This is a genomic window from Arthrobacter antioxidans (assembly GCF_023100725.1).
Classification (GTDB): Bacteria; Actinomycetota; Actinomycetes; order Actinomycetales; family Micrococcaceae; genus Arthrobacter_D; species Arthrobacter_D antioxidans.
In genome coordinates this window covers 149,749-172,895 of sequence record NZ_CP095501.1, presented here as the reverse complement: position 1 = coordinate 172,895, position 23,147 = coordinate 149,749, and the positions used below count along the sequence as shown (strand labels likewise).

At 69.9% G+C, this 23,147-nt stretch carries 21 protein-coding genes and 1 tRNA gene; 7 read left to right on the top strand and 15 right to left on the bottom strand.

The annotated features are described in order from the left end of the window. Window positions 1-49: 49 nt before the first annotated feature. On the bottom strand, window positions 50-670 hold the full coding sequence (locus MWM45_RS00840; protein WP_247827715.1) for a hypothetical protein: 621 nt from the start codon (window positions 668-670) through the stop codon (window positions 50-52). A 229-nt stretch (window positions 671-899) separates the two neighbouring features. Next, window positions 900-973: transfer RNA gene (locus MWM45_RS00835), tRNA-Lys, on the bottom strand. A 141-nt stretch (window positions 974-1,114) separates the two neighbouring features. On the opposite strand from MWM45_RS00835, the gene MWM45_RS00830 reads away from it, so the two are divergent. The 3 genes from MWM45_RS00830 to MWM45_RS00820 all read left to right on the top strand — a co-directional run bounded on the left by MWM45_RS00830 (window position 1,115) and on the right by MWM45_RS00820 (window position 3,606). After that, window positions 1,115-1,762: a hypothetical protein gene (locus MWM45_RS00830; RefSeq protein ID WP_043442903.1), complete on the top strand. Its 648-nt coding sequence runs from the start codon at window positions 1,115-1,117 to the stop codon at window positions 1,760-1,762. A gap of 215 nt (window positions 1,763-1,977) precedes the next feature. Next, on the top strand, window positions 1,978-2,595 hold the full coding sequence (locus MWM45_RS00825) for a DUF47 domain-containing protein (protein ID WP_247827714.1): 618 nt from the start codon (window positions 1,978-1,980) through the stop codon (window positions 2,593-2,595). After that, window positions 2,596-3,606 (top strand): inorganic phosphate transporter, encoded by a 1,011-nt coding sequence (locus tag MWM45_RS00820; protein WP_247827713.1) that lies wholly within the window; start codon window positions 2,596-2,598, stop codon window positions 3,604-3,606. A gap of 91 nt (window positions 3,607-3,697) precedes the next feature. On the opposite strand, the gene pstB is transcribed toward MWM45_RS00820, so the two are convergent. The 4 genes from pstB to pstS all read right to left on the bottom strand — a co-directional run bounded on the left by pstB (window position 3,698) and on the right by pstS (window position 7,870). Next, window positions 3,698-4,477 carry a phosphate ABC transporter ATP-binding protein PstB gene (gene pstB / locus MWM45_RS00815; protein WP_043442895.1) on the bottom strand — a complete coding sequence of 260 codons (780 nt, stop codon included), beginning with the start codon at window positions 4,475-4,477 and terminating at the stop codon, window positions 3,698-3,700. A gap of 77 nt (window positions 4,478-4,554) precedes the next feature. After that, window positions 4,555-5,658 (bottom strand): phosphate ABC transporter permease PstA, encoded by a 1,104-nt coding sequence (pstA, locus tag MWM45_RS00810; protein WP_247827712.1) that lies wholly within the window; start codon window positions 5,656-5,658, stop codon window positions 4,555-4,557. Between the two features lies 1 nt (window position 5,659). Then, complete coding sequence (gene pstC / locus MWM45_RS00805) at window positions 5,660-6,592, bottom strand: phosphate ABC transporter permease subunit PstC (RefSeq protein ID WP_247827711.1); 933 nt, start codon at window positions 6,590-6,592, stop codon at window positions 5,660-5,662. 156 nt (window positions 6,593-6,748) lie between these two features. After that, window positions 6,749-7,870, bottom strand: a complete 1,122-nt coding sequence (pstS, locus tag MWM45_RS00800) for a phosphate ABC transporter substrate-binding protein PstS (RefSeq protein WP_247827710.1) — start codon at window positions 7,868-7,870, stop codon at window positions 6,749-6,751. Between the two features lie 222 nt (window positions 7,871-8,092). On the opposite strand from pstS, the gene MWM45_RS00795 reads away from it, so the two are divergent. The 3 genes from MWM45_RS00795 (at window position 8,093) to disA (ending at window position 11,952) form a co-directional block, all read left to right on the top strand. After that, window positions 8,093-9,220 carry an FUSC family protein gene (locus MWM45_RS00795; protein WP_247827709.1) on the top strand — a complete coding sequence of 376 codons (1,128 nt, stop codon included), beginning with the start codon at window positions 8,093-8,095 and terminating at the stop codon, window positions 9,218-9,220. Window positions 9,221-9,270: 50 nt separating this feature from the next. Then, window positions 9,271-10,656, top strand: a complete 1,386-nt coding sequence (gene radA / locus MWM45_RS00790) for a DNA repair protein RadA (protein WP_247827708.1) — start codon at window positions 9,271-9,273, stop codon at window positions 10,654-10,656. Between the two features lie 219 nt (window positions 10,657-10,875). Next, window positions 10,876-11,952 (top strand): DNA integrity scanning diadenylate cyclase DisA, encoded by a 1,077-nt coding sequence (gene disA, locus MWM45_RS00785; protein ID WP_247827707.1) that lies wholly within the window; start codon window positions 10,876-10,878, stop codon window positions 11,950-11,952. Window positions 11,953-11,982: 30 nt separating this feature from the next. Here the strand turns inward: disA and MWM45_RS00780 are convergent, their stop codons facing one another. Further along, window positions 11,983-12,705 carry a hypothetical protein gene (locus MWM45_RS00780; RefSeq protein WP_247827706.1) on the bottom strand — a complete coding sequence of 241 codons (723 nt, stop codon included), beginning with the start codon at window positions 12,703-12,705 and terminating at the stop codon, window positions 11,983-11,985. Between the two features lie 82 nt (window positions 12,706-12,787). Here MWM45_RS00780 and MWM45_RS00775 point away from each other — a divergent pair, with 82 nt between their 5' ends. Continuing rightward, window positions 12,788-13,810 carry an HhH-GPD family protein gene (locus MWM45_RS00775; protein ID WP_247827705.1) on the top strand — a complete coding sequence of 341 codons (1,023 nt, stop codon included), beginning with the start codon at window positions 12,788-12,790 and terminating at the stop codon, window positions 13,808-13,810. Between the two features lie 51 nt (window positions 13,811-13,861). Here the strand turns inward: MWM45_RS00775 and dhaM are convergent, their stop codons facing one another. The 8 genes from dhaM to MWM45_RS00735 form a co-directional block, all read right to left on the bottom strand. Beyond that, a complete protein-coding gene (dhaM, locus tag MWM45_RS00770) occupies window positions 13,862-14,611 on the bottom strand; it encodes a dihydroxyacetone kinase phosphoryl donor subunit DhaM (protein WP_247827704.1) in 750 nt (249 codons plus the stop codon). Further along, window positions 14,608-15,258 (bottom strand): dihydroxyacetone kinase subunit DhaL, encoded by a 651-nt coding sequence (gene dhaL, locus MWM45_RS00765; protein ID WP_247827703.1) that lies wholly within the window; start codon window positions 15,256-15,258, stop codon window positions 14,608-14,610. The genes dhaM and dhaL overlap by 4 nt, the downstream gene beginning before the upstream one ends. Window positions 15,259-15,260: 2 nt before the next feature. Continuing rightward, window positions 15,261-16,262 carry a dihydroxyacetone kinase subunit DhaK gene (gene dhaK / locus MWM45_RS00760; RefSeq protein WP_247827702.1) on the bottom strand — a complete coding sequence of 334 codons (1,002 nt, stop codon included), beginning with the start codon at window positions 16,260-16,262 and terminating at the stop codon, window positions 15,261-15,263. A gap of 214 nt (window positions 16,263-16,476) precedes the next feature. Further along, window positions 16,477-16,653: a CsbD family protein gene (locus tag MWM45_RS00755; protein WP_104121868.1), complete on the bottom strand. Its 177-nt coding sequence runs from the start codon at window positions 16,651-16,653 to the stop codon at window positions 16,477-16,479. Window positions 16,654-16,781: 128 nt separating this feature from the next. After that, complete coding sequence (locus MWM45_RS00750; protein WP_247827701.1) at window positions 16,782-17,291, bottom strand: amino-acid N-acetyltransferase; 510 nt, start codon at window positions 17,289-17,291, stop codon at window positions 16,782-16,784. A gap of 90 nt (window positions 17,292-17,381) precedes the next feature. Beyond that, window positions 17,382-18,266: a bacteriorhodopsin-like gene (locus MWM45_RS00745; protein WP_247827700.1), complete on the bottom strand. Its 885-nt coding sequence runs from the start codon at window positions 18,264-18,266 to the stop codon at window positions 17,382-17,384. Window positions 18,267-18,447: 181 nt separating this feature from the next. Further along, complete coding sequence (locus MWM45_RS00740) at window positions 18,448-20,475, bottom strand: S9 family peptidase (RefSeq protein WP_247827699.1); 2,028 nt, start codon at window positions 20,473-20,475, stop codon at window positions 18,448-18,450. A 163-nt stretch (window positions 20,476-20,638) separates the two neighbouring features. Next, window positions 20,639-23,146 carry an ATP-dependent Clp protease ATP-binding subunit gene (locus MWM45_RS00735; RefSeq protein WP_247827698.1) on the bottom strand — a complete coding sequence of 836 codons (2,508 nt, stop codon included), beginning with the start codon at window positions 23,144-23,146 and terminating at the stop codon, window positions 20,639-20,641. Between the last annotated feature and the right edge of the window lies 1 nt (window position 23,147).

Below are 23,147 nucleotides of genomic sequence, written 5' to 3'. Positions count from 1 at the left end.
TTGAGCCTAGCCGCGGAAAGCGTCCGGGGGCAGGCCCGGAGGTAACGATTCAGGGTCGGCCCGGGATGGCCCGATGCCGTCCCGGGCGTCGCGGCTCGAGGGCGCCGAGGTCCCGCTCGGCCGCAGCGAACGCATGCTCCAGCCGGGCTACCGCCGTCGCATACCTCGCCTCCCCGGCCTCGTCGCCAGGCGAGGACATGACGGCGTCGCGGGCCGACCCTGCCGCGCGGACGGCCCGCACCACGGGGCGTACGGCAGGGTTCCCGGAGTCGTGCATGCCCGGGTAGTGGATGGCCTTGCCCGGATCGACGTCGTAGTCCGCCCACCGCCGCAGCACGTCGTCGTGGCGGCGCTGCAGGTCCTTCCTGGCTGCCTCCCGCGACGATTCCTCGGCGCGGCGGTGCCGCTGGTCATGGCGGCGCCAGGTCCAGGCGACGGCTGCCGTGGAGGAGGCGACGCCCACCACGAACGCCGGCCATGCGGCTCCGAGGGCTGCGGCGACGACGCCGGCCCCGGCGATGACCACCGCCCCGCCGAAAGCGAGCCAGAAGGGGTCGTCCGCCTCACCGCCGCGCCGGGAGACGGCATCGACGCGCCACGCGGTCAGCGCGGCGGCACCCACCATGGCGGCACAGGCGGCCAGGCTACCCATCAGGGCGACGGCGTCCATGAATCCCTCTCCGCTGCGGCTCGGCAGGCTCTCGGCACACCCACCGGTACCAACTCCTACCAGTTCAAACGAGCGGGCGCCCCGAGTCAATCCCCGAAGGGGTGGAGACTTCATGCCCCCGGGGGGCGCCGCTCCTCGGGTGCCGATATCACGGGGAGAGGGATGGTTGCTCCGCGGACCGGACATGAAGAAGGACCCCGGCCGGGCCGGGGTCCTCTCCACCTGCGGGTGGGCCCTGTGGGGCTCGAACCCACGACCCACGGATTAAAAGTCCGTTGCTCTAGCCAACTGAGCTAAGGGCCCGCGCGACGCACCCGGACGTCGCATCATGGATGCCGTCGTCGGGCGCCGACCCGCTTACTTTATCGCAATCGTCCCCGCCCCGAGGACTGCCCCGGGGCTCCCGCCTTCCTGCCTGAAATCGCTCAGGAGTATCCTCGTTCCATGGACGGCGAATACAGGAACAACAGCCCGCGGCCCCATAAGCCGAAGCCATTCGCCCCCGCGGACTTCGAGGTTTTCGCGGGGGGAATCGATCCGTCGAGGGTCTCGGAGGCAGCCCACATGGCCGCCCACGCCCTGGTGCATCACGGGCGCGACTCCGACGATCCGGACGTGACGCGCCGGCTCGTCGAACTCGCCGACCAGCAGGGCCTGGATGCGATCGCGGAGATGTGGGCGGCAAGTCCGCCGCGGTCCCTGCCCGGCGCCCTGTGGCGCCTCTACGCGCTCCGCGCGGCCACCCAGCAGAACCCGGAGCGCATGGCCTCGTACTTCGCCTCGGGCAAGGAGGCCGCGCAGGTCTCGAAGGTCGTGGCCGGCGTCGCCGAACCACCGGGTGCGGTGGAGATGGCCGCCATGGCCGACACCATCCTGTCCGGGGCGTTCGAGGGGGAGTTCGACGTCGCGCTCGAACGCTTCGCCGCGTTCTGCCGCGTCGTCGCGCTCGGACAGGCGAACCACGCCGACGACGCCGAGGTCGGCAACGGCCCCCACGCCACGAAGCTCACCCGCAATTCGCACCAGCTCATCAAGACGGCCGAGGATCTCGAGCACGCCGCGGCGTCCTGGCGGCGCGGGGAGCTCGACTGAACCCCCTTCCCGGAGGGGATGTTGACAGCGGCTCCGGTGGGGGCAAGACTTAAGTCGGCGTCGGACCGTGGAACCCCCGGGCTTCAACACTCAGCCGCTTCGAGCGGCCTTCCGCCGAGAGGCGCTCCCGGTTCGACGCCACTACTCTGCCCTCCCGCATCCAGCGAGGCCGTCGTCGGCCTGCTGACGGCCCGTGTCCCTTTGAGGAAGACCTAGTGAAACTACGCCTCTTCCCGCAGGAGAACGCTGGGCTTGAACTCCTCTCCCGCATGGCCCGGCAGCTCGTGCTCGGCGTGGGGACCATGTCCGCCATCCTCGGCGCCTCGACCCAGGAGTATGACCGCCTGTCCGAGGAGCTCCACCAGCACGAATCGGCCTCGACGGACCTCCACTTCGCCCTCCTGACCTCCATGCGGACCTCCTTCATCAACCCGCTGCCGCGCGAGGACCTGTATGCCCTGTCCCGCCTGCTCAACGAGGCCATCGAGAAGCTCGACGGCGCCGGGGAGCTGATCGCCCTGTACAAGCTGAGCAAGCTCAGCCACCGGGCCGCCGACCAGCTCGAGGTGATCAACCGGCAGGCCGAGCTGACCGCGGTGGCCATGCAGCGCCTGAACTCGATGGACGACCTCGAGGAGTACTGGATCGAGATCCTGCGGCTGGCCCGGCGCGCCGAACGGACGCACCGCAGCTGGTGCGCCGAGCTCCTCACCGACCACAAGCCGCTCGTCTACGCGCGGCACCGCGACGTCGCCAACCAGCTCGTCGACGTCACCCGGGACATCCGGCGGGTGGCAACCCAGGTGGGCAGCATCCTCGTCAAGGAATCGTAGGTGGAGCCGCTCCTCCTCGGCGCGGTGGTCATCGCTGCAGGCGCATTCGCCTTCCTCAACGGCTTCCACGACGTGTCCAACTCGGTGGCTGCCGCCGTGCGGACCCGCGCGCTCACGCCCACGGTCGCCGTCCTGCTCGCAGCCCTCTTCAACTTCGTCGGAGCACTGCTCGGCACGGCGCTGGCGCTGTTCTTCACGGAAGCCGCCATCGGCCTCCCCTCCGGGCCGACCGGGCTCGGAATCCTCATGGCGGCGCTGCTCGCGGCCTGCCTCTGGGGCGTGATCACCTGGTATCGCGGCATGCCGTCGTCGTCGACCCACGCGCTCCTCGGGGGCATCCTCGGCGCGGGAGCCGCGTCGCAGCTGACGAACGGGCCCGCGATGAGCGGTGCGGGCGAGACACTGCTGCTGCAGATCGCGATACCCCTCGTGCTCTCACCGATCGTCGCGTACCTCCTCGCCTACGCGGCGGTGTTCCCCGCCACGTGGCTGCTGCGCCACGGGTCACCGGCGAAGGTGAACAACGGGAACCGCATGGCGCAGTCCGTCCTGGCCGGGACGTTCGCACTGGGGCACGGGCTCCAGGACGGGCAGCGGACCATGGCGGTCATCCTGCTGGCCCTGGTCGGCTCGGGCTACGCGGCCGGATCCGAGATGCCCCTGTGGGTCCAGCTGTTCGCCGCCGTGCTCCTGGCGACGGGCTCCCTCTTCGGCGGGTGGCGGATCACCCACACGCTCGGCAACCGCCTGGTGCACATCGACCCGCTGCGGGGCATGGCGGCGCAGGGCGTGAGCTCGGCGATGCTGTTCGTCGGTGCCATCTCCCTCCACATGCCTCTGTCCAGCACGCATACGATGGCCGCGGCGATCGTCGGCTCCGGCGCGAACCAGCGGTTCGCCTCCGTCCAGCGTCCGCGGGTGATCCGGATCCTCGGCGTATGGCTCGCGACGGCCCCCGCCACCGCCCTCCTCGGAGCGGTCCTTTTCCTGGCCCTCAGCCCGCTCCTGTAGGTCGGCACCGGGCGGCCCGCGATCACCGGACACGACGACGGCGGCCCCCTCAGGAGCCGCCGTCGTCGTACCGCCTGCTGCCGGGGTGCGCCTACCCGAACCGGCCGGAGACGTAGTCCTCGGTGGCCTTCACGGCGGGGTTGTTGAAGATCGCAGTGGTCTCCCCGTACTCGATGAGCTTGCCCGGCATACCCGTTCCGGCGATGTTGAAGAACGCCGTCTTGTCGGACACGCGCGCCGCCTGCTGCATGTTGTGCGTGACGATCACCACGGTGTATTCGGCCTTGAGCTCGTTGATGAGGTCCTCGATGGCCAGCGTGGAGATGGGATCCAGCGCCGAGCAGGGCTCGTCCATCAGGATCACCTGGGGCGAGACCGCGATGGCGCGGGCGATGCACAGGCGCTGCTGCTGTCCGCCGGAGAGTCCCGAGCCCGGACGCGCCATGCGGTCCTTGACCTCGTTCCACAGATTCGCGCCGCGCAGCGACTTCTCGGCGAGGTCGTCGGCATCCGACTTGCTGATGCGCTTGTTGTTGAGCTTCACGCCCGCCAGCACGTTGTCGCGGATGGACATCGTGGGGAACGGGTTGGGGCGCTGGAAGACCATGCCGATCCGTCCGCGCACTGTCACCGGGTCCACATCCGAGTCGTACAGGTTGTCACCGTCGAGCAACACCTCCCCCTCCACGCGGGCACCGGGAATGACCTCGTGCATGCGGTTGAGCGTGCGGAGCAAGGTGGACTTGCCGCAGCCCGAGGGGCCGATGAACGCCGTCACCGAACGTGCCTCGATGTTGATGTTGACGTCCTCCACGGCAAGGAACTTGCTGTAGTAGACGTTCAAGTCCTTGACGTCGATGCGATTGGACATTGCTTCCTTATCGGTAGTAACCGCGTGCTGTCAGCGGCCGGTCTTGGGAGAGGTCTGGATCGAGCCGGGAGTTGGCGTCATCGACTGGTCTTCGGAGCGAAGGCGCGCGCGATGAGACGGGCGGCCAGGTTGAGGAGCATGACCATCACGATCAGGATCAACGCCGCCGCCCAGGCGCGCTGGGTGCTGGCATCGATGCTGGTGGGGGACGTCGGCGTGAGGATCTGATAATAGATGAACGTCGGCAGGGTGCTCATCCAGCCGCCGAACACGTTCGTGTTGATCGAACTCACGAAGCCCGCCGTGACGAGGATGGGCGCCGTCTCCCCGATGACCCGCGCGATCGCGAGCGTCACTCCGGAGGCGATGCCCGAGATGGCTGTCGGCACCACGACCTTCACGATCGTCCGCCACTTGCGGACCCCCAGTGCGTAGGCGGCTTCACGGAGCTCGTTCGGGACGATCTTCAGCATCTCCTCGGTGGAGCGGACCACCACAGGGATCATCAGCACGGACAGCGCGACGGCCGCCACGAAACCCGTCCGGGTTCCAGGACCGAACAGCAGTCCGAAGAACGCCGCCGCGAACAGGCCCGCGACGATCGACGGGATGCCGGTCATGACATCGACGAAGAACGTGATTGCGCGGTCGAGCCGTCCGCCGGTCCCGTACTCGACGAGGTATACGGCCGCCATCAATCCGATGGGAACGGAGATGAGCGTCGCCCAGAAAGTGATCTGGAGCGTCCCGATGATGGCGTGGTAGGCGCCACCCAGGACGGGCGTCCCGTTCTCCGCCGACGCATTGTCGGTGGCTCCCGTGACGCCGCTCATCGACGTGAAGAGGAAGTCGTAGGACAACCCCGGCAGGCCCCGCACGAGGACCGTCCAGATGACCGACAGGAGGGGAAGCAGGGCGACGATGAAGCAGCCGTAGACGAGATACGTCATGAGGGAGTCGGAGGCCTTGCGGGTGCCCCCGAAGGCCGCCGTGATGATCGTGGCACCGGCGACGAAGAAGACCGCGGTCAGGATGGCCCAGACGATCACGTTGAATCCGATGAGGGCGGAGACTGCTGCGCCGAAGACGACCGCGGCAGCCAGGACCACCCATACGACGTACCCGGGCATCCTGCCCTTCGTCAGCTGCGAGCGCCGCTTCTGGAGTGTTGAGCTGCTCATGTCAGTTTGCCCCTGAGAATTCCTTGTGGCGGCTGATGATCCAGCGCGCGATGATGTTGACTGCCAAGGTGATGACGAAGAGCACCAGGCCGGCAGCGATGAGCTCACTCAGTCTCAGGCCGAAGGCTTCGGGGAAGTTGAGGGCGATCTCAGCGGCAATCGTCTGGTTGCCCGACTGGATGAGGCTCGCCGTGAGCGCCCCCCCGGAGAGGACCAGCGCGACGGCCATCGTCTCTCCCAGCGCCCGGCCGAGGCCCAGCATCGCCGCGCTGACGATGCCCGCCCGTGCGAAGGGAAGGACGGCCATGCGGATCATCTCGAGCCGCGTAGCACCCATGGCCAGCGCCGCCTCCTCGTGGAGTGTCGGGGTCTGCAGGAAGATCTCCCGGCTGAGGGAGGTGATGATGGGCAACACCATGACGGCCAGGACGATGCCGGCCGTCAGGATGGTGCGCCCGGTCTGGCTCGCGGGACCTTCGAAGATCGGCAGCCAGCCGAGATTCTCCGCCAGCCAGCCGTAGCCGATGGCGAGCTGCGGGGCGAGGACCGCGTATCCCCAGGCCCCGTAGACGACGGACGGGATCGCCGCGAGGAGGTCCACCAGGTAGCCGAAGCCCTGGGCGAGGCGCCGCGGCGCGTAGTGCGAGATGAAGAGCGCGACGCCGATCCCGAGGGGCGTCGCGATCAGGAGGGCGATCGAGGCCGCGATGATCGTCCCGATGACGATCGGGAAGATGTAGGCCCCGAAGCCCTCACCACCGGTGATGTCCGCAGGATCCGCGCCGAAGATCGGGAGCGCCTCGACAACGAGGAACAGTGCGACGCCGAAGAGGATCGCAAGAATGAGGCAGCCTGCCGCGAGGGTGGCCCCGGAGAAGATCTTGTCTCCGGACTTCCCTCCCACGTCACTTCTGGTCAGGGTGTTGGTCGACACGGGGAATCCTTCATAGCGGGTGGTGGTGGGCGCTGCGCGCTCAGAACAGTTTCACGGTACGGGAATCTCGACTACGCGTCCCCATCGAGCAGGACCCCGGACAGTGGACAGCCCCGTCCGATTCCCGAGGGAAACCGGACGGGGCATCAGCATCGGTTAGGAGGCCACCGTGATGGATTCGATCGCGGCCTCGGCATCCATGCGGATGTTGTCGGAGATCGGAGCGTTCCCTGCGGAACCCTCGGCGGTCTGCTGACCGTCTTCACTGACCACGTAGGTCTCGAAGGCCTTGACGAGGTCGACGGTCTCCTGGTCCTCATAGGTGCTGCAGACGATGTGGTAGGAGACGAGGACGACCGGGTAGGCGCCCGACTCGGTGGTGTCGCGCTCGAGCTCGAGGGACATGTCGACGTCGGAGCGGCCTTCGACGGGGGTCGCGGTCTCGACGGCCAGCGCCGCAGCCTCGGGACTGAACGGCACGTACTCCTCGCCGACCTTCACGGACACCTGACCGAGGTCACCGACGACAGACGCGTCGGCGTAGGTGATGGCACCGTCGGTGCTGGTGGTCGTCGAGACGACGCCGTTGTTGCCCTGGGCGTTCTCGGCAACATAAGCGGCCGGCCACGCGCCGTCGGCCTCGTCGGTCCAGACGTCGGGAGCGGCCGCGGCGAGGTACTCGGTGAAGTTCTCGGTGGTGCCCGAGTCGTCGGAGCGGTGCACCACGGTGATCGGCGTGCTGGGAAGCTCGGCGTCCGGGTTCTGCGAGGCGATGGGCTCGGCGTCCCAGGTGGCGACCTCGCCGCGGAAGATCGACGCGATGGTCGCGGCGTCGAGGTTCAGGGAATCGACACCCTCGAGGTTGAAGGCGACGGCGATCGGGGAGACGTAGACGGGGATGTTGATCGCGCCGTCGGGGCCGCAGAACTCCTTCGAGGCCTCGTACTCCTCGTCGTCGAGGAAGGCATCGGAGCCCGCGAACTGGGCGGCCTGCCCGAGGAAGGCCTCACGGCCCGCGCCGGAACCGTCCGGCGAGTACTGCACGGTGGCGCCACTGTTGGCCGAGGAGAACCCTTCCTGCCAGGCCGTCATCGCCGCGTTCTGGGCGGAAGAACCTGCTCCGGTCAGAGTGCCGCTGACTGCAGCCGCGCCCTCAGAGGCGTTGCCGCCCTCGGATGCGGGGGTCTCGCCCGTGGCGTTGTCGGAACCACATGCGGTCAGCGCCAGCGCGGCTACAGAGATAACTGCCGCAGCGCGGCCAAAGCGAAGAACCTTCACTAGATTTTGCCCCTTCCAGGGATCAATTCATCGATGCGCGGACGGCGCTCGAGAGATGTACGCGTTCCTGTACTCCATCGAAGCTAGGCAGCGTAAGTGAAGAGACTGACCAAAGAACATTAACGGAAGGTGAACAGCGCCGGTCCATTGCCCCGCCGGTCCGCCGGGTCGTGGCTGGAGGGGTGGCGCCCCGGTGCGGGGCGCACCTCCTAGACTGGGTCCATGCCGCCGCGCCAGGGAATGTCCACCACGCTGGACTTCCTACGCAAGCGCTCCCGGATCGGCTTCAAGCGCAGCGCCAACTCCGTGGTCCCCGCCCTGCAGATGACCGTCTGCGCGGTGGGTGCCTATGCCTTCGCGGAGCAGGTCCTGGGTCACAACGGACCGCTGTTCGCGGCGACGTCCTCCATGATCTCGCTGGGCTTCTCCCGGGATCCCCGCCTGCGGCGCGTCCTCGAGGTGGCGATCGGCTGCACCCTCGGGATCGCCGTGGGGGATCTCCTGCTCGCCCTGTTCGGCACCGGTCTGTGGCAGGCCGCCCTCGTGCTGTTCATCTCGATCCTGCTGGCCCGGTTCCTGGACAGCGGGACCATCTTCACGACGCAGCTCGGACTGCAGTCGCTGCTGGTGGTGCTGCTCCCGGCGCCGGAGGGCGGGCCGTTCACGCGGAGTGCCGACGCGATCGTGGGTGGCCTGTTCGCGCTCGTGATCACCGTGTTCCTGCCCCGCGACCCGCGCCGCGAGCCGAAGACGAACGTGCGTGGGCTCCTGGACGAACTCTCCGGAGTGCTCCGCGACGGCGCCTCGGCCCTCCGGAAGAGCGACTCCACGCTGGCATGGCACGCGCTGATCCGTGCGCGGAACTGCCAGTCCCAGCTGGACGGCCTGACGGGCAGCATGAAGGCCGCCCGGGAGGTGGCACGCATCTCCCCCGCGCACCGGCGCCACCGCGAGGAACTCGGCTCCCTGGGGGAGGCCATCGACTCGATCGACCTCGCCATCCGCAACAGCCGCGTGTTCTCCCGCCGCCTGACCTCCGTCATCAACCACGCGGCGCTCACCGACGAGGCGATCGACGCCCTGAGCCAGTCCCTCGAGGACACGGCCGACGCCGTCGACGTGCTGAGCCGCGCACTGTCGGCCGGCGATCCTGCCGAGCGGCGCCTCAATCTGCGGCAGGCACGCAACGAACTGGCGGCCGTCGCGACGGACCTCCACCCCAGGACCCTCCACATCAGCCGCCTCGAGGGCGAGGGCCTCGTACTCCTCTTCCGGCCGCTCATCGTGGACCTCCTCAGCGCCACGGGACTCCCGCACGAGGACGCCGCCGACTACCTGCCGCGGCTCTGAGGACCGCCGGCGTGGCCGGGGCTGTCGGTGGGCGCCGGTAGCCTGACAGCATGGCCACGAAGACCTCTCCCGCCTCACGTGCGGGCCGCAACAACACCCCGGGTTACCGCTGCGCCGAATGCGGGTGGACCACCGCCAAGTGGGTGGGTCGCTGCGGCGAGTGCCAGGCGTGGGGCACCGTCGAGGAGACCGGGCAGGTCGTCGCGCGCACCACTGCCGCCACGGCGGTCACGACGCCGGCCCGGCGGATCGCCGAGGTGGACGCGACGCTCTCCGGGTACCAGCCCACCCGGATCGACGAACTGGACCGCGTCCTCGGCGGCGGACTGGTGCCCGGCGCCGTGATCCTCCTCGCCGGCGAACCGGGCGTCGGCAAGTCCACCCTCCTCCTCGACGTCGCCGCGCGGGTCGCACGGCTCGGCAAGAACGTCCTCTACGTGACGGGTGAGGAATCGGCGGCCCAGGTGAAGCTGCGGGCAGACCGGATCGACGCCGTCGCCGACTCCCTGTACCTGAGCGCGGAGACGGATCTCGGCCAGGCGCTCGGCCAGGTGGAGAAGGTGGACCCCGCGCTGCTCATCGTCGACTCCGTGCAGACGCTCAGCAGCGCCGCGGTGGACGGCAGCGCGGGCGGGGTGACGCAGGTGCGGGAGGTCGCGGCGTCGCTCATCGGGGCGGCGAAGGCGCGGGGGATGACCACGCTGCTCGTGGGGCACGTCACCAAGGACGGCTCCATCGCCGGACCGAGGCTCCTCGAGCACCTCGTCGACGTCGTGTGCCAGTTCGAGGGCGAGCGTCATTCCCGCCTCCGCCTCCTGCGCGCGGTGAAGAACCGGTACGGGCCCACGGACGAGGTGGGATGCTTCGACCTGACGGACAGCGGTATCGAGGGGTTGGCCGACCCCAGCGGCCTCTTCGTGTCCCGCACCAAGGACCCCGTGTCGGGCACGTGCATCACGGTGACGCTGGAGGGCCGGCGCCCGCTCCTGGCGGAGGTCCAGGCCCTGCTCGCCGAGTCGCCGAACTCGCAGCCGCGGCGTGCCACCAGCGGGCTCGACAGCTCCCGCGTCGCGATGCTGCTGGCCGTCCTGCAGAGCCGCGCGTCGGTCAGCCTGCACAAGGACGACAGCTACGTCGCGACGGTCGGCGGGGTCCGGCTGACCGAGCCCGCCACCGATCTCGCCGTCGCGCTGGCGATCGCCTCCGCGAAGACGGACCATCCGCTGGCGGCGCGGCTCGTGGCGTTCGGGGAGGTGGGCCTCGCAGGCGAGGTGCGCCCGGTCCCGGGCATCGGCCGGCGCATCCAGGAGGCTCAGCGTCTCGGCTTCACGCATGCGATCGTCCCCGCCTCGCCTGCCGGTACGGAGCCGGTGCCGAAGGGCTTCTCGGTGCGGGAGGTCTCCACGCTCGCGGAGGCCCTGGCGCTGCTGTTCTGAGGTACGCCCGCGGCTCGGCCGCGGGACGCGGGTGTGTTACGGTTCTGCGTCTGCGGTGGGTACGGAAGATTTTGTGCGCGCCGGTAGTATTGGGTGCGGCCCCGGCGTTATGCCGGGAGCCGCTGCCCGCCGCCCGGGGTTCGACCACCGTCCGGGTTCGACGGCAGCCGCCCGACTGCGCCGGGCCTTCAGGAGCGCGGGCGGTGAAAGGATGGGGCCATGGTTCGGACTCCCGAGGACGCGCTCAAAGCCACCCTCGCCAGAGTAGCCCCGGGCACGCACCTCCGCGACGGTCTTGAGCGAATCCTGAGGGGACGGACCGGTGCGCTGATCGTCCTCGGCTTCGACCGCACGGTGGATTCCATCTGTTCCGGCGGATTCGACATCGGGATCGAGTTCTCCCCCACGCGCCTGCGCGAACTCGCGAAAATGGACGGCGCGATCGTCTGCGACAAGGACGCGAGCAAGATCCTCCGCGCCGCGGTGCAGCTGGTGCCCGACCACACCATCGAGACGCAGGAATCCGGGACACGCCACCGCACCGCCGAGCGGGTCGCGAAGCAGACCGGCCTCCCTGTGATCAGCGTCAGCCAGTCGATGCAGATCATCGCCCTGTACATCGACGGCCTGCGCCATGTCCTCGAGGGCTCCGAGCCGGTGCTCGCCCGGGCCAATCAGGCGCTGGCCACCCTCGAGCGGTACCGCGCGCGGCTCGACCAGGTCACCAGCTCGCTGTCCGCCCTGGAGATCGAGGCGATGGTCACGGTGCGCGACGTCGCCGTCACCCTGCAGCGCCAGGAGATGGTGCGCAGGATCTCCGAGGAGATCTCGCAGTACGTGCTGGAACTCGGCGTCGACGGCCGCCTGCTCTCGCTGCAGGTGGAGGAGCTCACCACGGGCCTCGGCCCCGGCAGCGAGATGGTGCTGCGCGACTACATGGACCTCGGCAACAGCACCGCGCCGGTCGAGGAGCGCGTGGCGAAACTGCAGGGCTTCAGCTCCGCGGACCTCATCGACCTCGGCACCATCGCGAGCGTGCTGGGCTTCAATCCCTCCCTGGACTCGCTGGAGGCGGTCATCCAGCCGAAGGGCTACCGGCTGCTCTCCGGCATCAAGGCCATGCCGCCCGCCGTGGCGAACCGGCTGGTGGAGCACTTCGACGGCCTGCAGAACCTCATGGCCGCCAACATCGAGGACCTCATGGCCGTCGACGGCATCGGCGAGCAGCGCGCACGGACGGTCCGTGAGGGGTTGTCGCGCATCGCCGAGACGAGCCTCCTCGACCGCTTCATGTAGGCCGCTGCGCCACCCGGCGCGGCTGCCGGCCTACTGCAGCGTGAACGTCACCGGAGGGCTGCTCCTCGCACCCAGCCGCGTGGTCAGGGTGTAGCTGCCCTTGGCCGGCTCCTCCTCCACGACGGTGCATCCGGGGACCGTGCGGTTGCGTGCCCACTCGAAGGTCGCCCGCTCCTCGCCGCCGGGCTCGATCACGCGGTCGAGATCCTCCGAGGACTCCTGGCAGTCGACCGACGAGAAGACGCGGTCCGCGCCCCGGGTGAGGACGAACTCCATCTGCGAGGTACCTACGTTCACGGTGCACGCCGCAGTCCCCCCGTTGCGGATGACCAGGGACAGGACCGGGGCCTCCTCCGGGGAGTAGGTGCGCTCGTCGGTCTCGGCGACGACCACCACGTCGGCGGGATCGCACCTGTCCGACGCCGACGGGCTCCCGCCGGCAGTGGCACCGGCCCGGGGGGATGCCGGCGCCGAGGAGGAAGCAGCACTCGTCGACGCACTCGCGCTCGGAGGCGTCCGGCTCGCTGAGTAGGCGGGGCCCGTCGGCGAGGTCGTCGACCCGGCCGCGGGCGGACCGTCCGCGGTGTCCTGCCGGCCGAAGAGCCCTGTCGCGACAGCACCCCCGACGGCGAGCGCCGCCACGACCAGGAGCGCCAGGATGGTCACCGCCAGGCGCCGCCGCCGGTACACGCCGGGGCTGGGCCGCCGCCCACCGCCGCCTGTCGGTCCCGTGCCATGCTCCGTGGATTCCATCCATCAAGGCTAGGGGGTCCTCCGTTCTTCCGGGCACCGCGCCGGTGGATAGAGTATTCAGGACAAGAACCCAGGAGCACCCATGGAACCCGGCACCGCGACGTCCGCCGGTCCCGCACGACCGACGGACGCGATCGGCGCGGCACCGACCACCCTGGCCGCACTGCACAGCCGGGTGACCGACTGGTTCACCGCCTCGGCGCGTGATCTTCCGTGGCGGGATGCCCGCTGCTCCCCCTGGGGCGTCCTCGTCAGCGAGGTGATGCTCCAGCAGACCCCCGTGGTCCGGGTGCTCCCGGTCTGGCACGAGTGGCTCGACCGCTGGCCCACCCCCGCGGACCTCGCCGCGGAACCCTCCGGCAGCGCCGTGCGGCATTGGGGGCGCCTCGGCTACCCCCGGCGCGCCCTGCGCCTCCACGCCGCAGCAACCGCCATCCTCGAGCGCCACGGCGGCGCCGTCCCCTCGACCTACGACGACCTCCTGGCCCTGCCCGGGGTGGGCACCTACACCGCAGCCGCGGTGGCCGCCTTCGCGTTCGGCCGGCGCGAGACCGTCGTCGACACGAACATCCGCCGGGTCCACGCGCGCCTCGTCGGGGGCAGCGCCCTACCGGCCCCGGCGCTGACGGTCGCCGAGACGAAGCGCGCCGTGGCACTTTTGCCCCGCGAGGCGGCGCTCTCCGTCCGGTGGAACGCCGCCGTGATGGAACTCGGGGCCGTCGTGTGCACGGCCCGGGCCCCGCAGTGCGACGCCTGTCCCGTGCTGGACGCCTGCGCCTGGGTGGCCGCGGGACGGCCCGCCCCGGACTACGTCCCGAAGGGCCAGGCCTGGGCCGGGACGGACCGGCAGGTGCGCGGCGCCATCGTCGCCGTGCTGCGGCACGCCGACGCCCCGGTCCCGCGGCCCCTCCTGCTGGAAGCACCCGTGGACCTCGGCATGGGATCGTCCGACGGCGCCACCGGTCCCGCCGTCTCCCTGCCCGGCCCCCTGGCGGCCCTGCACGGGCTGCGGGCACCGACCGAGCAGCTCGAACGGGCCCTCGCCGGCCTCCTCGCCGACGGCCTGGCCGAGGAACTGGCCGAGGGGATCCGGCTGCCGGGCTGAACGGGGCACCCGAGCGCGGGAGCGGGCCGGGCAGGACGGAGCGGGACGCCGTCAGGCCGGTTCGCCGAAGCCCGCCTCGACCTCCCTGCCCACGAAGTCCACTGCTGCCTGCGCGTCGGGGCCGACGGCCTCGACCGTGAGCGTCCGGCCCTGGCCGAGACCGAGGCTCATCAGGAGCATGACCGACTTGCCGTCGACGCCGTTCACGGTGATCTCCGCGTCGAGGTCCGTGAGTCCGGTGGCGAGCGTGGCCGCAGGGCGGGCATGCAGGCCCATCTGGTTCGGCAGCGTCCACGAGCCGCGGGCCGTCGGTCCTGCGTCCCCCTCCGGTGCCTGGCCGGCGGACGGTCCGGCCCCCGGCGCTGCCGCGGCGTGTGTCACGAAGGGTTCGAGCTCCTCGGGCCGGATGGAGACGACGGCACCCTCGGCTGCCCGCACGACGTCGTCCACGGGAGAACCGCCCTGGGCCTGCACCGCGGCGGCGACGGCCCCCTCCACGAGCGCCGCCTCCGCGAGGCGGACCCGCTCCCGCACCTCGGGTTCGAGGAACTCGAGCACCATCTCGGCCGTCATGACGGCCGAGCCGAGGTCCGTGAGGATGACGACGCCGTCGCCGCCGTCCGCCCGCTCGATCGCGGCCTGGACCAGGTCGAAGCTCGTGCCGATCCGGGCGGGCCCGGCGCCGGTGCCCGTTCCCCCGGCGGACGCGAGGACGACGTCGGGTGCCATCTGGGCTGCGAGCTCGACGACGCCCTCCGCGATCTTCTCGCTGTGCGACACGATGACGAGGCCTACGCTCATCCGACCGGCCCTCCGGCGGTCTCCGCCGCGACCTGCAGGATGAGGGCCGTCGACTCCGCGCCCGGGTCCCGATGCCCGGCACTGCGTTCGCCGAGGTAGCTCGCCCTGCCCTTCCGGGCGATCAGCGGTTCCGTGGCGACGGCTCCGGCGTGTGCCGCGGCGGCCGCCGCCGCCAGGACATCGGACGCGCTCGCACCTGCCTGGGCGGCGGTCTCGGCCGCGTCGGTGGCGGGGGTCCAGGCGTCGACCATGGTCTTGTCCCCGACCTCCGCCTTTCCGCGCGCGACGATGCCGTCACGCGCGGCCCTGATCATCCCGGCGGCCGCCGCGGCGTCGATCTCCTCCGCGTCGCCCAGGAAGGTCGCGGCCCGCAGGAACGCCGTCCCGTACAGGGGCCCGGCGGCGCCTCCGACGGTGGACATCAGTGTCATGGCCACCTGCTTGAGTACCGCCGCCGGCGTACCGGGGGCCTCCCCCGCATCGAGCTTGGCGACGGCGGCGCTGAAGCCCCGGTCCATGTTCTCGCCATGGTCGGCGTCCCCGATGGCCCTGTCGAGTTCGATCAGGCGCGTGCGGTTCTCGGCGACCACCCGGGCGGCCTCATGGACCCACAGCACGGCCCACCGGGAGTCCAGGGGTTGCGTCATCCTCATGCCCCCCAGCGCAGTGCGGCGGTGAGCACGGGCGAGTCCCAGAGTTCCAGCATCTCGTCGTCGGCCCGCAGGACGGTCAGCGACGCCCCCTGCATCTCGAGCGCCGTGATGTAGTTCCCGACCAGGGAGCGGTCGATGCTCACGCCGAGCCCTTCGAGCAGCTGCGCGACCTTCCGGAACACGATGTACAGCTCGCTGGCGGGCGTCCCGCCCATGCCGTTCACCATCACGATCGTGCGGTCACCGGACGCGAGCTTGAGGTCCGCCACGATGGGGTCCAGGAGTCGCTGCGTGATGCCGTCCGCATTCTCCATGGCGATCTTGTGCCGCCCCGGCTCCCCGTGGATGCCGATGCCGATCTCGATCTCCTCGTCGGAGAGGTCGAAGCTCGGCACGCCGGCGTGCGGGACGGTGCAGGCCGCGAGGGCCACGCCCATGGAACGGACGTTGTCGACGACGCGCTGGGCCACGGCGGTCACGCCGTCGAGATCGTCCCCGCGCTCCGCGGCAGCACCGGCGATCCGCTCCACGAGGACTGTCCCCCCGACGCCGCGCCGGCCCGCCGTGTACAGCGAGTCCTCGACGGCGACGTCGTCGTTCACGAGGACGGACCGCACCGTGACGCCCTCCGCTTCGGCCATCTCGGCCGCCGTCTCGAAGTTGAGGACGTCCCCGGTGTAGTTCTTCACGATGTGCAGGACGCCCGCACCGCCGTCGACCGCGGTGGTCGCCGGGATGATCTGGTCCGGTGTGGGGGAGGTGAAGACGGCACCCGGGACGGCGGCGTCGAGCATCCCGCGGCCCACGAACCCCGCATGGAGCGGTTCGTGGCCGCTGCCGCCCCCGGAGACGAGGCCCACCTTGCCCCGGACGGGGGCGTCCTTGCGGGTGATGAACAGGGGCTCGGGGTGGACGGTCACGAGGTCGGCGTGCGCGATACCGAACCCTTCGACCGACTCGTTGACCACGGCCTTGGGGTCATTGATGAGCTTCTTCATGGCGCTGCTCCTTGACTGCGAACGGACGTTTTGACAGCCTGCAGCCCGCCTCACATGGACCACCCTGGCCACTGTGAACGTTACCGTCCGTTCCTGCCCCTGCCTATAGGTCGGCGTGGCCCGTTCCCGCCCGTCGAACGCCTGAGGGAGGGGCCCGTACGGGCCCCTCCCTCAGGTTGGTGGACCGTCCCCTGAGGGGCGGCCCCGTGATGCATCAGTCGCGCTTGAACGCGTCCTTGACGTTCTCGCCGGCATCCTTGAGGCTCGAGCTGGCCTGGTCCTTGTGGCCCTCGGCTTCCATGTTCTCGTTGCCGGTGGCCTTGCCCAGGCCTTCCTTGACCTTGCCGCCGAGATCCTGGCCCTTGTTCCCGATCTTGTCATCCAGTCCCATAGTGAGGACCTCCTTCAACTCGGTGTACGGCCACCGGTTCCGGTGGCCTGCCGGCATCCCTGAGGAACGCTAAGCCCTCTTACCTTATCCTCGTGGACGGGCGGAAGGCCAACACCGCGCCCGGCGGGTCACAGCTCCCGGATCATGCGGGTGTTGCCGAGGGTGTTCGGCTTGACGCGTGCGAGGTCGAGGAACTCGGCGACGCCTTCGTCGTGCGACCTGAGGAGCTCGGAGTAGACGCGGGGGTCCACCGCGGACTGGTCGGCCATGACCTCGAACCCGTGACGCCGGAAGAACCCGACCTCGAACGTCAGGCAGAAGACCCGGCTGACGCCGTATGCCCGGGCCTCCTCCAGCAGCTGCTCCACCAGGGCGTGCCCCACGCCACGACCGCGGGCGGCCGGCGAGGTAGCCAGCGTGCGCACCTCCGCGAGGTCCTCCCACATGATGTGCAGTGCCCCGCACCCGAGCACCTCGCCGTCGTCGGACTCCGCGATCCGGAATTCGGGGAGGCCCTCGTAGTAGGCCACCGTCTCCTTCGCCATCAGGATGCGCTCCTCGGCGAGCGGCTCGACGAGTGCCTTGATGGCGGGGACGTCCGAGGTGCGGGCGCGGCGGATGGTGATGGACTCGGTCATTGACCCCACTCTACTGAGCCCCCACCATGCGACAGGCCCGACCGGGACTCCCCGGTCGGGCCTGTCGCATGGTGCCGATGGATGCCGCGGTCAGGCCGCCTCGTCCGCGTCGCGGCGAGGGATGCTCCGTGCAGGTTCCGCGGCAGTGCTGCGGCGCCCGGGCCGTGCGTCGTCCTCCTCGTCGAGTCCCCCTTCGACGGCGGCGAAGGCCGGATCGTCCGCGTAGGACTTCAGCTTCGCGAGACGATAGATGATGAGACCGTAGACCGCCTTCGCCGCGATGTCCGCGAGGGAGTAGCCCCCTTGCTTGAGGACCCAGGCGTCCGCGCCGGAAATCCCCAGCAGCGGCAGGGCGTAGGCCACCGGGTAGACGAGCCAGCTGACCAGGAGCAGGATCCGCAGCCGGCTGATCAGGGACTTCACGCCCGGAGGCTGCCGGTCGAGGGACTTCGTCAGTTCGACGAACAGAACGTACAGGATGAACAGGAACGGGATGGTCGACAGGACACCCCACAACACGCGGGCGCCGTCCGTCGAACTGATCTCCCCGGGGTACCCGAGGAGGATCATCAGGGTCGCCGCGGGGATGAGCTGCCGCAGCAGCCGTGCCTGCACCGCGCGGGCCAGGGCGAGCACGGCGATGAGTTCCACGAGCAGGAGCGGCACCGTCAGCAGCCAGTCGACGTAGCGGTAGCCCTCGTTGAACGAGGCCCCGGCGGCCTGCTCGTACGTGCCACGGCCACCGACGGCCTCGGTGACGAAGGCCTCCCTGAACGAGTCGAAGATGCGGAAGTAGTGGTACGCGGCGATACCGCAGACGACCGCCGCGATGATCAGGGCCTGCCGGTAGCGGGGAAGTACCCGCTGGAGGGCGAGTACCAGGAAGAGTGCGGTGAACAGCTGGGCGGCGATGACGAGCGAGAGGAAGTTGTAGACCGTATCGTACTGGCCCTGGGTGAGGGCGTCTGGGATCATGAGCGTGCTCCTTCGGACGGAATCAGTGGCATCGAACCCTGCACCCCGGTGAACCCCAGTGGAGACCTGTCCTACGCGGAGCGTGCCTCGATTCTACGCGCTGTAGAAGACTTGTCCAGAGGCAGATCCCGACCCTCGCCGAGGGTCGGGGAGAGCCGGAGGCCCTCCCCGACCGCGACGCCTACAGTCCGAGCTCGGGGGGCAGGTCACGCTCCTCGCCCAGGAGGTGGGTGGCGAGGAACGCCTCGACGACCCCGTACCAGATCCGGGCGTGCTGGGGTTTGAGGATCCAGTGGTTCTCGTCGGGGAAGTAGAGGAACCGGTGGGGGGTCTCACCACCCTCGCCGGCGGCCAGCTTCGAGGCCGACAGCAGCTCGTACCAGAGCCTGAGGCCCTCCCCGATGGGGACGCGGTAGTCCTTGTCCCCGTGGATGACGAGCATCGGCGTCCCGATGCTGCCCACGTGGTGATGCGGGGAGTTCTCCTCCCTGGCCTCCGGCGTCATCTCCCGCTCCCAGTAGAAGGCGGCATCCGTGGTGGGGCCGAACTGGTCGAGGGCCCAGAGGCTCGCGTGCGTGACGATCGCCGCGAAGCGGTCGGTGTGCCCGGCCACCCAGTTCGCCATGTAGCCGCCGAAGCTGCCGCCCATCGCGGCGACCCGCGTGCGGTCGATGTCCTCGCGCGCCACGAGGGTGTCCGTGGCGGCCATCAGGTCCGTGTAGGGAGCGCGCCCCCACTGCCCCCACCCGCGGTCCACCATGTGCTGGCCGTACCCCGTGGAGAGCGCCGGATCGGGGAGCAGGACGGCGTAGCCGCGGGCCGCCATGATCCAGGGCGACCAGCGCCAGGTCCAGGCGTTCCAGGAGCCGATCGGTCCACCGTGGATCCACAGCAGGGCCGGTGCCGGATGGTCTGCCGAGGCCCCCTCCGGCAGGACGAGCCAGGACCTGACGGGCTGGCCGTCCTCGCCCACGGATTCGATCCGCTCGAGCGAGCCGGGCAGCTCGGGGCGCTCCGCCGGGTTGTGGAGGCGCTCCGTCCGGCCGGTTGCGAGGTCGATGCGGACCACCTCCGCCGGGAAGAGATAGGAACTGCGCAGGGCGTAGGCGGTGGCGCCGTCGGGGGACACGCGGACGTCGGTGTAGGCGGCGGCGTCCTGCGTCACCCGCCGGACGGCACCGGTGGCGACGTCGATGACGAACACCGGCGCGGCGCCGTCGTCGTCGGCCGTGACCACGAGGGCCGAGCCGTCCGGCAGCCAGGCCGCGGGGGACGGCCAGCGGTCCCAGTCCTCCGCCAGCGTCACCGGATCCCCGCCGTCCAGCGGGAGCAGCAGCAGGGTGGTCCGCGGCGCGAGGTCCACCGTGGTGCGCCGGTCCCTGACGACCACGAGGAAGCGTCCGTCGGGGCTGACGGGCCCCGGGGCGTAGTCGTTCTCGCGGTCGTCGAGCAGGACGGTCAGTTCCTTCGTGCCGACGTCGACGCGGACGAGGACGGAGCGCTGGGATCCGCGCTCCTCCGGCAGGGTGAGGGAGGAGAACAGGGCGGCCCCCTCGGGGTCCAGGACGGGGCGGGCCTCCCTGAGGCCGCCGCGTGCCGACGGGACGAGGTCGTCGAGTGACGCCCCACCGTCGGAACCGCCGAGGTCCTTCAGCCCGAAGTAGCGCGGCTCGTCGGGGCCGAGATCGGCGTCCCAGTAGCGGACGGGATACCCGGCATGCAGGATGGCGGCGACGCCCGCCTCCTTGCGGGACTTCCGGCGCGCGGCGTCGTCCTCCTCGTTCGCCGAGCCCGCGAGTGCGCTGCCCGTCAGGACGACGACGTCGGCCGTCTCCGCCGTCGCCACCCCTGCCACTCCGCCTGCGCGGGTCAGCACCAGCGAGGCCTCCCCGCCCGTGGCCGGGAGGCGCCAGAGTGCCGGGCGCTTCTCGCCGTCGGTGTCGTCCGGGTCCGGCCGCGACGACGTGAACAGCAGGTCACCGCTCGCGAGGAACGCCGCCCCGGATTCGCCGGCGGTGCTGCGGGTGAGCCGCCGGGCCGGCTGCCCGCCGGTGGGATCGACTTCCCAGAGCGCCGTCCGGTAGGCGGTCTTCGTGGGATCGAGGGTCGCCACGGAAGTCACGAGCCGCGTGCCCTCCCGGTTGAGGGCGAGCCCGCTCAGGCGGGGAAGGGCGACGAAGTCCTCGAGGGAGGAGAAGGGCGTGGTCATGCTTCATCTCTACCACCGCCTGTGGTCGCCGTCACAGCCGTTCACTCAGGGACGAATGTGGTTGCCGTGGGCACTTACCCGCCGCAGGGAACACCCCGGGGAGACAGCGAACCCGCCCTGGTGGTCCAGAGCGGGTTCGGATGCTGACGTCGGAACGCCGGTGCTACTCGGGGACGGTCGCCTCGAGAGCGGCCGGGGCGTCCTCGATCTCCTTGGGAGCGCCATGTCCGACGAAGGTGAAGCGTGCGTCGGCACCCTCGCCCTCCACGTCGATGTCGATCCGCTCACCGGACTTGATCTCGCCGAAGAGGATCTTCTCCGAGAGCTGGTCCTCGATCTCGCGCTGGATGGTGCGGCGCAGCGGCCGCGCACCCATCGCCGGATCGTAGCCGCGGGTCGCGAGGAGCACCTTGGCTGCGGGCGTGAGTTCGATCGACATGCCCTTGTCGGCCATGCGGCCGCTCAGCCGCTCGAGGAACAGGTCCACGATCTGGACGATCTCGTCCTGCGTGAGCTGCGGGAACACCACGGTGTCGTCCACACGGTTGAGAAACTCGGGCCGGAAGTGCTGCTTGAGCTCCTCCTGCACCTTGGCCTTCATCCGGTTGTAGCTCGTGCTGGTGTCGGTGCCGGACTGGAAGCCCGTCATGACACCCTTCGAGATGTCCCGCGTGCCGAGGTTGGTGGTCATGATGATCACCGTGTTCTTGAAGTCCACCATGCGACCCTGGCTGTCCGTCAGGCGGCCGTCCTCGAGGATCTGGAGCAGCGAGTTGAAGAGGTCGGCGTGCGCCTTCTCCACCTCGTCGAAGAGCACCACGGAGAACGGCTTGCGACGGACCTTCTCGGTCAGCTGACCACCCTCCTCGTAGCCCACGTAGCCCGGAGGGGCACCGAAGAGCCGGGAGACGGTGTGCTTCTCGGAGTACTCGGACATGTCCAGCGTGATGAGGGCATCCTCCTCGCCGAACAGGAACTCCGCGAGAGCCTTGGCGAGCTCCGTCTTACCCACGCCGGTGGGACCGGCGAAGATGAACGAACCGCCCGGACGCTTCGGGTCCTTGAGGCCGGCCCGCGTGCGGCGGATGGCCTGGGAGATGGCCTTGATGGCCTCGTTCTGCCCGATGACCCGCTTGTGCAGCTCGGCCTCCATGTTGAGCAGTCGCGAGGACTCGGCCTCGGTCAGCTTGAACACGGGGATGCCGGTGGAGTTCGCGAGCACCTCGGCGATGAGTTCCTCGTCCACCTCGGCGATGTCGTCCAGTCCGCCGGACTTCCAGCGACGCTCCTTGTCGCTGCGCTCGTCGTGGAGCTTCTGCTCCTTGTCGCGCAGCGACGCGGCGCCCTCGAAGTCCTGGGAATCGATGGCCGATTCCTTCTCGCGCTTGACGTTCGCGATGCGCTCGTCGATCTCCTTGAGCTCGGGAGGCGCGGTCATCCGGCGGATGCGCAGGCGCGCTCCCGCCTCGTCGATGAGGTCGATCGCCTTGTCCGGCAGGAAACGGTCCGAGATGTAGCGCTCGGCCAGCGTCGCCGCGCTGGTCAGCGCGCCGTCGGTGATCGAGACGCGGTGGTGCGCCTCGTAGCGGTCGCGCAGGCCCTTGAGGATCTCGATCGCGTGCGCCACGGAGGGCTCGGCGACCTGGATGGGCTGGAAGCGGCGCTCGAGGGCGGCATCCTTCTCGATGTGCTTGCGGTACTCGTCCAGGGTGGTCGCGCCGATCGTCTGGAGCTCCCCACGCGCGAGCATGGGCTTCAGGATCGAGGCGGCATCGATGGCGCCCTCGGCGGCACCCGCTCCGACGAGGGTGTGGATCTCGTCGATGAACAGGATGATGTCGCCGCGGGTGCGGATCTCCTTGAGGACCTTCTTCAGCCGCTCCTCGAAGTCACCGCGGTAGCGCGAACCGGCCACGAGGGACCCGAGGTCGAGCGTGTAGAGCTGCTTGTCCTTGATGGTCTCGGGGACGTCACCGCGCACGATCGCCTGGGCGAGGCCCTCGACGACGGCAGTCTTGCCGACACCCGGCTCGCCGATCAGGACGGGGTTGTTCTTGGTGCGGCGGGAGAGGACCTGCATGACGCGTTCCATCTCCTGCTCGCGCCCGATCACGGGATCGAGTTTGGATTCGCGGGCAGCCTGGGTCAGGTTGCGGCCGAACTGGTCCAGCACCACCGATCCGGCAGGGGTTCCCTCCTGCTGGGGACCGCCCGCGGCAGCGGGCTCCTTGCCCTGGTACCCGGACAGCAGCTGGATGACCTGCTGGCGGACACGGTTCAGGTCCGCCCCGAGCTTGACGAGGACCTGCGCGGCGACGCCCTCACCCTCGCGGATGAGACCGAGCAGGATGTGCTCGGTACCGATGTAGTTGTGGCCGAGCTGGAGGGCCTCCCGCAGGGAGAGCTCCAGGACCTTCTTGGCGCGGGGGGTGAAGGGGATGTGACCGGACGGGGCCTGCTGGCCCTGGCCGATGATCTCCTGGACCTGCTCCCGCACGGCGCCCAGCGAGATGCTGAGCGACTCCAGCGCCTTGGCGGCGACACCCTCACCCTCGTGGATCAGGCCAAGCAGGATGTGCTCGGTGCCGATGTAATTGTGGTTGAGCATGCGGGCCTCTTCCTGGGCCAGCACAACAACACGACGGGCACGATCTGTAAATCTCTCAAACATC

Coding starts and splice junctions, on each gene's coding strand:
- dhaL (WP_247827703.1), bottom strand. CDS start 15,258: ATGACGCAACCCCTGGACTCCCGGTGGGCCGTGCTGTGGGTCCATGAG.
- pstA (WP_247827712.1), bottom strand. CDS start 5,658: ATGAGCAGCTCAACACTCCAGAAGCGGCGCTCGCAGCTGACGAAGGGC.
- MWM45_RS00745 (WP_247827700.1), bottom strand. CDS start 18,266: ATGATCCCAGACGCCCTCACCCAGGGCCAGTACGATACGGTCTACAAC.
- pstB (WP_043442895.1), bottom strand. CDS start 4,477: ATGTCCAATCGCATCGACGTCAAGGACTTGAACGTCTACTACAGCAAG.
- MWM45_RS00755 (WP_104121868.1), bottom strand. CDS start 16,653: ATGGGACTGGATGACAAGATCGGGAACAAGGGCCAGGATCTCGGCGGC.
- MWM45_RS00735 (WP_247827698.1), bottom strand. CDS start 23,146: ATGTTTGAGAGATTTACAGATCGTGCCCGTCGTGTTGTTGTGCTGGCC.
- MWM45_RS00750 (WP_247827701.1), bottom strand. CDS start 17,291: ATGACCGAGTCCATCACCATCCGCCGCGCCCGCACCTCGGACGTCCCC.
- radA (WP_247827708.1), top strand. CDS start 9,271: ATGGCCACGAAGACCTCTCCCGCCTCACGTGCGGGCCGCAACAACACC.
- dhaM (WP_247827704.1), bottom strand. CDS start 14,611: ATGAGCGTAGGCCTCGTCATCGTGTCGCACAGCGAGAAGATCGCGGAG.
- dhaK (WP_247827702.1), bottom strand. CDS start 16,262: ATGAAGAAGCTCATCAATGACCCCAAGGCCGTGGTCAACGAGTCGGTC.
- MWM45_RS00775 (WP_247827705.1), top strand. CDS start 12,788: ATGGAACCCGGCACCGCGACGTCCGCCGGTCCCGCACGACCGACGGAC.
- disA (WP_247827707.1), top strand. CDS start 10,876: ATGGTTCGGACTCCCGAGGACGCGCTCAAAGCCACCCTCGCCAGAGTA.
- MWM45_RS00780 (WP_247827706.1), bottom strand. CDS start 12,705: ATGGAATCCACGGAGCATGGCACGGGACCGACAGGCGGCGGTGGGCGG.
- MWM45_RS00830 (WP_043442903.1), top strand. CDS start 1,115: ATGGACGGCGAATACAGGAACAACAGCCCGCGGCCCCATAAGCCGAAG.
- MWM45_RS00740 (WP_247827699.1), bottom strand. CDS start 20,475: ATGACCACGCCCTTCTCCTCCCTCGAGGACTTCGTCGCCCTTCCCCGC.
- MWM45_RS00795 (WP_247827709.1), top strand. CDS start 8,093: ATGCCGCCGCGCCAGGGAATGTCCACCACGCTGGACTTCCTACGCAAG.
- MWM45_RS00840 (WP_247827715.1), bottom strand. CDS start 670: ATGGACGCCGTCGCCCTGATGGGTAGCCTGGCCGCCTGTGCCGCCATG.